At 56.1% G+C, this 9,661-nt stretch carries 10 protein-coding genes; 3 read left to right on the top strand and 7 right to left on the bottom strand.

The features are described 5' to 3' along the window. Window positions 1–827, top strand: an 827-nt coding sequence (locus PHP98_10695) for an efflux RND transporter periplasmic adaptor subunit (protein MDD5484094.1), incomplete at its 5' end; no start/stop codon positions are given. Window positions 828–939: 112 nt separating this feature from the next. After that, window positions 940–2,937, top strand: coding sequence for an ABC transporter permease (locus tag PHP98_10690; GenBank protein ID MDD5484093.1), 1,998 nt, complete (start codon window positions 940–942; stop codon window positions 2,935–2,937). Between the two features lie 247 nt (window positions 2,938–3,184). On the opposite strand, the gene PHP98_10685 is transcribed toward PHP98_10690, so the two are convergent. The 4 genes from PHP98_10685 to PHP98_10670 all read right to left on the bottom strand — a co-directional run bounded on the left by PHP98_10685 (window position 3,185) and on the right by PHP98_10670 (window position 7,517). Next, window positions 3,185–4,297: an NAD(P)/FAD-dependent oxidoreductase gene (locus tag PHP98_10685; protein ID MDD5484092.1), complete on the bottom strand. Its 1,113-nt coding sequence runs from the start codon at window positions 4,295–4,297 to the stop codon at window positions 3,185–3,187. Between the two features lie 96 nt (window positions 4,298–4,393). After that, complete coding sequence (locus tag PHP98_10680) at window positions 4,394–5,188, bottom strand: GTP cyclohydrolase, FolE2/MptA family (GenBank protein ID MDD5484091.1); 795 nt, start codon at window positions 5,186–5,188, stop codon at window positions 4,394–4,396. Next, window positions 5,185–6,264 carry a hypothetical protein gene (locus tag PHP98_10675; GenBank protein ID MDD5484090.1) on the bottom strand — a complete coding sequence of 360 codons (1,080 nt, stop codon included), beginning with the start codon at window positions 6,262–6,264 and terminating at the stop codon, window positions 5,185–5,187. Before PHP98_10675 ends, PHP98_10680 begins: the two co-directional genes overlap by 4 nt. Beyond that, complete coding sequence (locus PHP98_10670) at window positions 6,261–7,517, bottom strand: acetate/propionate family kinase (protein MDD5484089.1); 1,257 nt, start codon at window positions 7,515–7,517, stop codon at window positions 6,261–6,263. The genes PHP98_10675 and PHP98_10670 overlap by 4 nt, the downstream gene beginning before the upstream one ends. Before the next feature lie 62 nt (window positions 7,518–7,579). On the opposite strand from PHP98_10670, the gene PHP98_10665 reads away from it, so the two are divergent. Beyond that, entirely contained in the window at window positions 7,580–7,759 is a 180-nt protein-coding gene (locus tag PHP98_10665) for a hypothetical protein (protein MDD5484088.1), read from the top strand. Here PHP98_10665 and PHP98_10660 read toward each other — a convergent pair. From PHP98_10660 to PHP98_10650, 3 genes are all read right to left on the bottom strand, one after another. Further along, window positions 7,691–8,737: an NAD-dependent epimerase/dehydratase family protein gene (locus PHP98_10660; protein ID MDD5484087.1), complete on the bottom strand. Its 1,047-nt coding sequence runs from the start codon at window positions 8,735–8,737 to the stop codon at window positions 7,691–7,693. The genes PHP98_10665 and PHP98_10660 overlap by 69 nt on opposite strands. Next, a complete protein-coding gene (locus tag PHP98_10655; GenBank protein MDD5484086.1) occupies window positions 8,730–9,410 on the bottom strand; it encodes a class I SAM-dependent methyltransferase in 681 nt (226 codons plus the stop codon). Before PHP98_10655 ends, PHP98_10660 begins: the two co-directional genes overlap by 8 nt. Beyond that, window positions 9,388–9,661 (bottom strand): metal ABC transporter permease (locus PHP98_10650; GenBank protein ID MDD5484085.1); only part of this gene is annotated, 274 nt, incomplete at its 5' end. The genes PHP98_10650 and PHP98_10655, both read right to left, overlap by 23 nt.

The raw sequence follows: 9,661 nt of genomic DNA, 5'->3' as shown, positions 1-9,661 counted from the left end.
GCGACCTGAAGGTAACCGTGGCGACCACCGGCGTCATCAAGCCCCAGAACCGGGTTGAAGTCAAGCCGCCGCTCGCCGGCCGGATTGAAGAAGTGCTCGTTGACGAAGGCGCGGCCGTCCGCAAGGGCCAGATTCTGGGCCGGATGAGCTCCACCGACCGGGCGGTCCTGCTGGACGCGGCGCGTTCAAAAGATGAAAAAGAGCTTGCGCACTGGGAACAAATGTACAAGCCCATGCCGATTGTCGCCCCGATTGACGGCGATATCATCGCCCGGAGCGTGGAACCCGGCCAAACGGTCACCGCCAACGAAAAATTGTTTGTCATGTCCGACCGCCTGATTGTCCAGGCACAGATTGATGAAACCGATATCGGCCGCGTCCGGCTCGGCCAGAAGGCGGAATTGACGCTGGACGCCTATCCCGCCAGAGCCATCAAAGGGATTGTGGACGCCATCGCCTACGAGGCCACAACCGTCAATAACGTGACCATGTATTATGTTGACGTTCTCCCGGAAAGCGTGCCCGCTTTCATGCGCAGCGGCATGACCGCCAATATACTGATCGTAACTTCAACCACCAACGGCGTGCTGACGCTTCCGACCGGCGCCGTGCATTCCAGCGGCAAGGAGACGATTGTCTGGCGGGCCGACCCTGCCAACCGCGGCAAAATAATCCATGCAAAAATCCAGACCGGGATGAACGATGGAAAAAAAATTCAAATCATTTCCGGCCTGGAGGAGGGCGATTCCGTGCTGGTTGCTTCCGTCCGCCTGCCGGAATCAAAAAAAGACGCCGCCAATCCGTTCAGCCCGTTCCGGCGAAGATAATCGCACAAGAAAAAATTCACGGGAAACTTTAAACGTTCAACGTTCAACAGGGTAGAAAACGAACCGTTGATGTTGAATGTTCAACGTTGGAAGTTGAGAATTTCCTTAAAACATGATTCGCCTTTCCAACGTTTTCAAGACTTACGACCGCGGGGAAACCGCGGTGCATGCCCTGCAGGGGGTTTCGCTTGAAATAGCCGAGGGCGAATTTGTCGCGGTCATGGGGCCTTCCGGATCGGGCAAATCAACCCTCCTGCATATTCTCGGCCTGCTGGATGTGCTTGACGACGGCAACTATAATCTCTTCGGCCATGACATCCACCATCTTTCCGACGACGCCCTGACTGGAATACGAAACACTTCCATCGGCTTTGTCTTCCAGCATTTCAACCTTCTGCCGCGCACCACCGCCCTGGAAAACGTCTTGCTGCCGGTTCTCTATGCCCACCACAAGCCAAACCCGGAAGCGGGCCGGCAGGCCCTGTCGGCAATCGGTCTGGCCGACCGGATCACGCACCGGCCCAACGAGCTTTCAGGCGGCCAACAGCAGCGCGTGGCCATCGCGCGCGCGTTGATCAACAATCCGCGCCTCATACTGGCGGACGAGCCGACCGGCAATCTGGATTCAAAGAGCGCCGGAGAAATCATGGAAATCATCGCCGGCCTCAACCGCGCGGGATTGACCGTGGTGATGGTAACGCACGAGGAGGATATCGCCCGTTATGCCGGCCGCATAATCCACATGCGCGACGGCATGATCCAGCGCGACGAGCCGAACGCCGCAAGGCGGAAGATGGAAACACGGAATCCGCAAATCAGCGGACGGCCATCGCCCCCCCCCAGCCGGAATCCGCCAACCGCGAGTTCCGGTCAAAACGGCTGGAAATCCCTGGCCGCCGGCACGGCCGCCAATCTGAAGCAGGCCTGGCGGGCATTAAGGGCCAACAAGGTCCGCGCGGCTCTCTCCATGCTCGGCATTTTGATCGGCGTGGCGGCGGTAATCGCCATGCTGGCCATCGGCCAGGGGGCCAGAAAATCAATTGAGGACCAGCTCGCCAGCATGGGATCCAATCTGCTGACCATGCGCTCCGGCCCGCCGCGCACCGGGGGCGTGAGAATGTCGGAAGGCATGATCACCCGTTTCACCCGCGAGAACATCGCCGACATCAAGCGTGAAATCCACACCGTCAGCAATGCCGCCGGCGTGGTCTACGGCCGCGGCCAGGCAACCTACGGCGGCAAGAACTGGAACACGCGGGTCATGGGCGTGGAACCGGTTTACGCCCCCATGCACGCTTCCAGACCGATCGTCGGCCGCTTTTTCAACGAAAACGAAATGCTCGCAAAGGCGCGCGTGGCGGCCATCGGCATGACTCTCGTCCGCGAGCTCTTTGACGGCGCAAACCCGCTCGGCGAATATGTCAAAATCAACAAGGTCAATTTCCAGGTCGTCGGGGTCCTTCCGGAAAAGGGATCAACCCACTGGTGGGACCAGGATGATCTCATCATGATCCCGCTCACCACCGCCATGGACCGTCTGCTTGGAACAAAATATCTTCACCTGATTGAAATAGAAGTGGCCTCGCAGGCCGACATGGAAAAAACCCAGGAACAAATCCGCGAGTTGATCATCCGCACCCACCGCCTGCCGCCTTCGCGGCACGAGTCGTTTGACATCCGCAACATGGCGGAAATCCAGGACGCCCTGACCGAAACAAGCCGGGTATTGTCATGGCTTCTGTCGGGCATTGCGGCGGTTTCCATGCTGGTCGGCGGCATCGGCATCATGAACATCATGCTGGTCTCGGTTACGGAACGCACGCGCGAAATCGGCATCCGCAAGGCGGTCGGCGCCAAGCGCCGCGACATCATGATCCAATTTCTCACCGAGGCCCTGGTCATCAGCATTTTCGGAGGGCTGATGGGCATTACCTGCGGCTGGCTGATCAGCCTGGGGGTTTCGTATTTCGCGGACTGGGCGTCAATTGTGACAGCATTCTCCATCACGCTGGCGGTCTCCTTTTCAGCCGCCATCGGCGTTGTTTTCGGCCTCTGGCCGGCGCGCAAAGCCGCGGTTTTGAGCCCGATTGACGCGCTGCGCTACGAATGATGTTTTCGGCCGGCTTTTCAAATCGGCCACCTCCATCGCCTTGGTTAAACCGCCAAAGGGACAACTGTGTTTGATAGACGTAGGAGCCGCATCCCCATGCGGCGATTCCAACCAACAGATGCGTCGCCGAGCAGGGGTTCGGCGCCTACCTTGATTTTGCGCCATCCGGTCAAAATTCTTTTGCAAATAGCTCAATGCTTATCAGGATCCAATCCGGTCCGCCGCTGAGACCAACGGCGGAAAACTGTCAACGTATTAATCCGGCAACGTGGCGCGCGATGGCGGGCGAGGCCGTCAAGGCCGGCGATTCAAGCCCGATAAGATTGATCAGGCCGGGCAACCCGCGCGCCGATTCCTCGCGGATGACAAAATCGCGGAAAGACTCCCCGGCGGTTTGCAGTTTGGCGCGGATGCCGGCCATATCCGGCTGGAGATCTTCATATTCTATGAAGGGCAGGTATTTCCGGGCGCTGTCATAAAATTCACGGCGATGGGCGGCATCCACGCCGTAAGTCAGCTCATCCACATAAAAGGCATTGGGGCCGAGTTTCAGGCTGCCATCCAGTTTCAACACGCTGTGCACTCCGAGACTGATGGCGGTCGGCGCCGGATAAACCAGATGCGAAAGTTTTCCGCGATGGCGGGACGCCACCGAAAAATATTCGCCCTTGCAGGGATGAAGGCGGTACCCGGCCGCATCAATGTCAATGCCGGCCAGGGCGGCCACGGCATCGGAACGCAGGCCGGCCGCGTTGACAAGAATTTCACAGCCGATGTTCAGCGTTGCGCCGGCCGCGCCGCGCGTCTCAAGCAAAAATCCATCCGCGGTTTTTTGCACACCGGCCGCTTCGCACCCGTAAACGATGGTTACCCCGGCCGCGCCGGCCGATTGCGCGAAAAAACTCATCAGGCGATGGGAATCCACGATGCCAGTGGCCGGACTCCACAAACCGGCCGCGGCCGACACCCGCGGCTCCATGCCCGAAATGTCCTTCCTGCTCAGAAGCCGGAGGCCGGGAACGCCGTTCCGATTGCCCTGGTCAAAGAGAAGCTCAATTTTGTCCTTCTCGGTTTCATTGGCCGCCACAATGATTTTTCCGGGAAAGGCGTGGGGGATGCCGTGCTTCCGGCATAATTCACGCAGCAGATGGTTGCCTTCCACGCATAACCGGGCTTTCAACGAACAAGCCGGATAATACATCCCGGCGTGGATCACTTCGCTGTTGCGCGAGGAAGCCTCCCGCCCGAAACTCTCGTGCCGCTCCAGAAGCACGATTTCTTTTTTACGGGATGAGAGTTCCCTGGCAACGGCCAGACCGACCGCGCCCGCGCCGATAATCACGATATCAACTTTTTCCACAGCTTAATAAAACCTTGGCTTGCCCGAAAACGATGCGCATTCGCCGGCCGTCTCCCGCCCGGCGCCGGCCGGGCGGAGAAAAACAAACGCGCAGGGTCAGACTTCGCCTTCATAACCGCTGAAAGGGACCCATGAGCTCTTTTCGGTGCTGATCACGGTGCTGTAAGTATGCAACATGCCGTAATTACTGCAGGTCACCGAGTACCAGTCTATACAGTTGTTATTGGCCAGGTCGGTCTTGATTTCATCCAGCGCGACTACGCTTGTTTTTTGTTTTGAGTGTATTTCAGCAATGACAAAATTCTGATCCTCCTCGGTCAGGAAGGAATAGACGGGGACGATGGCATGCCGATCCACTATGTCAACGATATCTTCCGGATAAACCTCCTTTTTCGGGACAACTTCAACCTGGAAAACGCTCAGTTGTCCGAAAAGTCCTTGCGGAACGCTGGCCCGGCTTGAGGGATAAGTGGTAATACAAGGCACTGAAATTCTAAAAGTAATGCTCGGCTTGCCGCCGATGGACGGAGACTTGGCGGAATAACGGCACAGATATCTGACGAGGCATTTTTCCTTGGCGACAGGCGTGCGCTTTTCAATAAAAAACGGATAGTCAAAATCAATCCTGACCATGGAGGCCTTCAGCCTTTTGCCATAATCCTTGATATTGGCGCCGAGAGTTTCGGTTCCGATCCGGTCGCGGTGTTCGTGGACTATTTTAATGAATTCATCTATCCAGCGCGCCTCAAATTCATGCATGATACGCGCGTTGACTGAAATATTCGCAATTGTGGACTGGCCGCCGGCACAATCCCTTGAAATAACTTTCATCGGAAATGGCAGGTCGCTCATGCCGACATCCACCAGAAATCTTTGCTCTTTCGCTCTCATGCTTCCCTCCTTTTTAATATTATCGCCCTGATATCTTCCTCCATAATCCGCCACCTGTCATGCCGGAAACAAAACGCCTTGATCCGCGAAGCGTCTCCCGTCAAATTCGCAAAATCCATTTTTGCGTTTTGCGGGCATTTGCATTTTAATCCAAGGAACGCAAATCGCCGGCAGATTTCGCGGATTATCCCGCGGTAGGCCGCGGGCTTTTCACTGAAAAACACGATCGCATCCGCCCCCCCCAGAATCGCCATGGCGCTGCCGATCCATTTTACGACATTGTAGCAATAAAACCCGCGGGCCGCAATTTTTTTAGGCTCACGCCGGTTGTTCAAGACGGAGGCCACGTCGGCGCTTCTGCCAACCAGGGCGGCAAAACCGCTCTTTTTTGAAAGCAATTCGTTTATTTCACTGAACGACATGCCGGCGGCGTGCAGATAAAACACAATCGTAGGGTCTATGCTTCCCGATCCGGTCAACGAGAGAATTCCTTCAACCGGCGTAAAACCGGAGCTGGTCGCAAGGGGGTTGCCGTCTTTTATCGCCGAGACGCTGGTGCAATCTCCCAGGTAGACGGTTATAATTTTTGACTGATGGCCGGCAAGGCGGGGCTTGATTTGTTTCAACAGCCAGCGCTGGCTTAAACCGTAACGGCCATAACGCCTTATGTTCTCCCGCTGGAGCCGATAGGGAATGGCATAATTGCGCGCCGCATACGGCAGCAAGTTGAAAAAAGCCGTGTCGCACAAAAGAACATGGGGAACATCGGGCCGCTTTTTCATCCAGTAACCGGCAATTTTAAAGGTTAAATCGTTGTAGTCCGGCAGGAACCTGACGCATTTGGCGGCCTCGTTGAAATTCTGCGGCGTTAACAGGACGGCAGGCTTGGTTATGCGGCTGCCGCCGTGATGCAAAAAATATCCGACGGCCTCAAGTTCTTCCGGGCAGTCCGCGCAATCCCCGATATCATCCAGCCGCAGCCCGGAATCAAGCCGGCGGCGGCCGCGGATGACGCGGCCGCGCCGGACCGCACGCCAGCAGAAGCTTCGGTTATCACCGGAAAACATCAGAATCATAAATTCCGCTCCAGCAGTTTTAAGCCTTCCAGACAAATGATTCGTTCCTCATCGTTGGGAACGGAGAGAATGCTCAAGGCCGACCTGGCGGCATGGAGCTCAACAATTTGGTCGCTCCTTGCCGCGCGATTTTTATCTTTGTCCAAGACGATTCCGGACCAGCCCATGTTTTCGCACACTTTTTCCCTGACCAGCCAGTTTTGGACGCCGATGTCGTCAGTGAACACGAGCGCGTCAAGGCCGCCAAGGACCGCGACGTAACTCCCCAAATATTCCTTCAATCTGTGAATATACATCCCAAAGGCGCGCTTGGCCTGCTTTTTATCCTTTTTCTCAATAATGTCGCGCAAGTCGCTGGAAAAGCCGGAAAGGCCGATAAGGCCGCTTCTTTTCTCAAGCATGTCCAGCAGATAATCGGGGCGGTACCCGTAGGTTGTCATAAGATAAATCGCAAGCATAGGGTCTATGTCGCCGCAGCGCGTGCTCATGACAAGGCCGGTCAGCGGCGAATACCCCATGGATGTATCTATGGAACGGCCGCGCCTTATCGCCGCGATGCTTGAGCCTCCGGTCCCGAGATGGCAGATTATCATCTTCAATTTATCGGCCGGAATTTTCAAATGAGCCGCCGTCTTGCCCGTCACATCCAGATAGGAAAGTCCGTGAAAACCGTATTTGCGAAAGGCAAATTTTTTGACCACTCTGCCGGGCAGCGGATAAGTATAGGCCACCGGCGGCAGCGCGGCATGGAAGGCCGAGTCAAACGCCGCGTATTGTCTCACTTCCGGCAGAATGCTTTGCGATGTCCGTATCACGCTCATCGCGATGGGATTATGAATCGGGGCCAGCGGCAGGCAAGACTGCAGCTTTTTCAGATTATCCGCGTCTATAAAAGCGGACTTGTCAAAAAGAATTCCGCCATGCACAAACCTGTTCCCGATCAGGTCTATTTTTATATTGTTTTTCCGGATATAATCAAAAACCAGCCGCGCCGCTTCCTGGTGGGTCCGGAGGGGAATGACGTCTTTCAAGGTCTTCCCTTTAAAATTATAAACGATAAAGGACGGCTTGCTGCCTTTTACGCCAACCCGGTGGGCCTTGCCGGAAATAAATATTTCCGGCTTGCCGCGCTTGTCCGTCCGGAAAATCTTGTAGGAGAGAGATGAACTGCCGCAATTAAAAACCAGGATATGCAGTCCGGCCTTTGCGCCGCGGGACGATGCATGGCGGAAGTTGGATGATATAATGGCCATGACGGAGCTTCGCTCCTTAATTGCGTCCATCTTAGCCGGGCAAAAAAATTATTTCAACATTTATAAGGAGCGATTGTCCGGAAGATTTAAGCCCGTATTGGCTCATTATTCACTGCGGCGGCTGTGTTTTCAACCGGCGCGAACTGCGCGCGCTTCAATATATCCTCCCACAATCAGAAAAACGCCTTGGCCATCTTGAGGATTCCCTGGCTCCAGGGAACGCGGTGCGTAACGCCGGATGAAGCGCCCGACAGCCGGTCAATATTCGCGAGATACCAGCGGTAGTTGCGGAGCAGGGCGTCCCGGTTGGAATATTTCGGAACAAAACCCAGTTTTCTTTCCGCTTTTTCAATGGAGACAAACGATTCCTTGCCGGCTGTTTCGTAAATCCACTTGTACAACGGCGATACCCCCATCATCTCCAAAAGGCGCAGGGCCAGAATCGCCGGCCGCTCCGGCAGGGAAACGACCCTTTTGCCATGACCGGCCTCGTCCAGCACGGCCTGAAAATCGGAACGCGGCGTTCCGAATTCCCTTGCGCCGATGTTAAACGTGTCGTTCACGGCATTTTCCGGCAAAGTGGCGCAAAGCCAGATCGCCTCGCACAAATCTTCCACGTCCAGATATTGATAGGGGTTATCGCCCTTCCCCAGAATGGGAAAATTATGTCCCTCGCGCGCCCATTCGTAAAGCATGGCAAAGACGCCCAGCCGCTCCGGACCGACGAATGATTTTGGCCGCAATATCGGCAGGCACATGCCGCCGGCGCGGTATTCCCCGCAAACAGCCTCCGCGAGCGCCTTGGCCTCGCCGTACGGCCCGACCCCCTTGAGCTCATCGGTCTCAAGGAGCGGATGATGGTCGGGAATGCCGTAGACCGCGGTGGAGGAGATGTGGATGAAACGCTCAACTTTTTCCCGCGCGGCCTCCTCAATTACCATCCGCGTGCCCTCCACATCGGTGGAATAAATATCAACCGGCTTGTAGAGCGGCAACGCGGCCGCCGCGTGCACCACGATCCCAACGCCTTCCATGGCCGTTTTCACATTTTCCTTATTGCGAATGTCGCCGCGGATAACCCGCACCCCTTCCTTCACGTCGGGATAATCAAAAGGCGCCGCATCAAGAACGGTTACCCGCTGTTGTCTGGCCAGCAAATAGCGGACAAGATTAATGCCGAGAAATCCGGCGCCGCCGGTGATCAAAAATGATTTAGTCATTGGAGTCTTGCCTTGCTTGGCTCGCACGCGCCGGCCGTTTGGCCTTTGCCAAAAAGGCGTAAAAACCGTCTTCATTCACATGCCGCGCGACCGTTAAGCCGGCCTTCGCAAAGAGCGCGCGCATGCCCGCCTCGTCCGGCATGCGGTCATGCTTGACCGCCCGGTGGGAATGGGCGTGATGATGGTTCAAGGCTTCCGGAGAGTCAAAATGCGCCAGCAACAGCCAGCCGCCAGACTTCAGGACGTTTTGCATGGAACGCAGGGCTTTTGGCTTGTTTCTAAAATGCGGAAAACACGAGAAACAGAATGCGCCGTCGCATGACTTTGCCGCCAGCGGCAGGTCATGGACGTCCGCCGCGTGAAATTCCAGGCGCGGGTCCTTGTGCAGACTGCGGTTGACCGCGATCATTTTCTCGGCGTAATCAACCTCGTGCAGTTTTCCTTTCGCGCCCAGCCGCCGGAGAATATAGGGAACCAGCACCCCGCTCCCGCAGCCGGCGTCCAGAATAACATCGTTCTTTTTTATGGGGGCAAGCTCAAAAAGGCGCCTGAACTCTCGCTGAAAACGGCGGCGGCCGGCGGCCTTCCGGCCAAGATACCACATGTCCATCCATTTTTCGGCGTGGCGGTTGAAAAATTCCTTTTGCCGCTTAATTATTATTCGCTGCTTCATCGGTTTTTACCTCCTCTTTTCGTTTGCGCCTTTCAGGTGAAATCAGGAACGCCAGCAGATACATGCCGGAAGAAACCAGAACGACGCTGCCGCCGGTGGGAATATCCCAGACATAGGAGAACACGAGGCCGGCCAGACAGGCGCCGATGCCAAGCAGGGCCGAGAGCAGAAAAATCACCGGCAGACGGAACGACAACAAACGGGCCGTGTTGGCCGGATTGACCAGGAGGGCGAAGATCAGCAATCCGCCG

Source organism: Kiritimatiellia bacterium (assembly GCA_028715905.1).
GTDB lineage: Bacteria > Verrucomicrobiota > Kiritimatiellia > JAAZAB01 > JAAZAB01 > JAQUQV01.
Note: the sequence above shows the minus strand (reverse complement) of the source record. Positions and strands in the feature narration are given on the sequence as shown.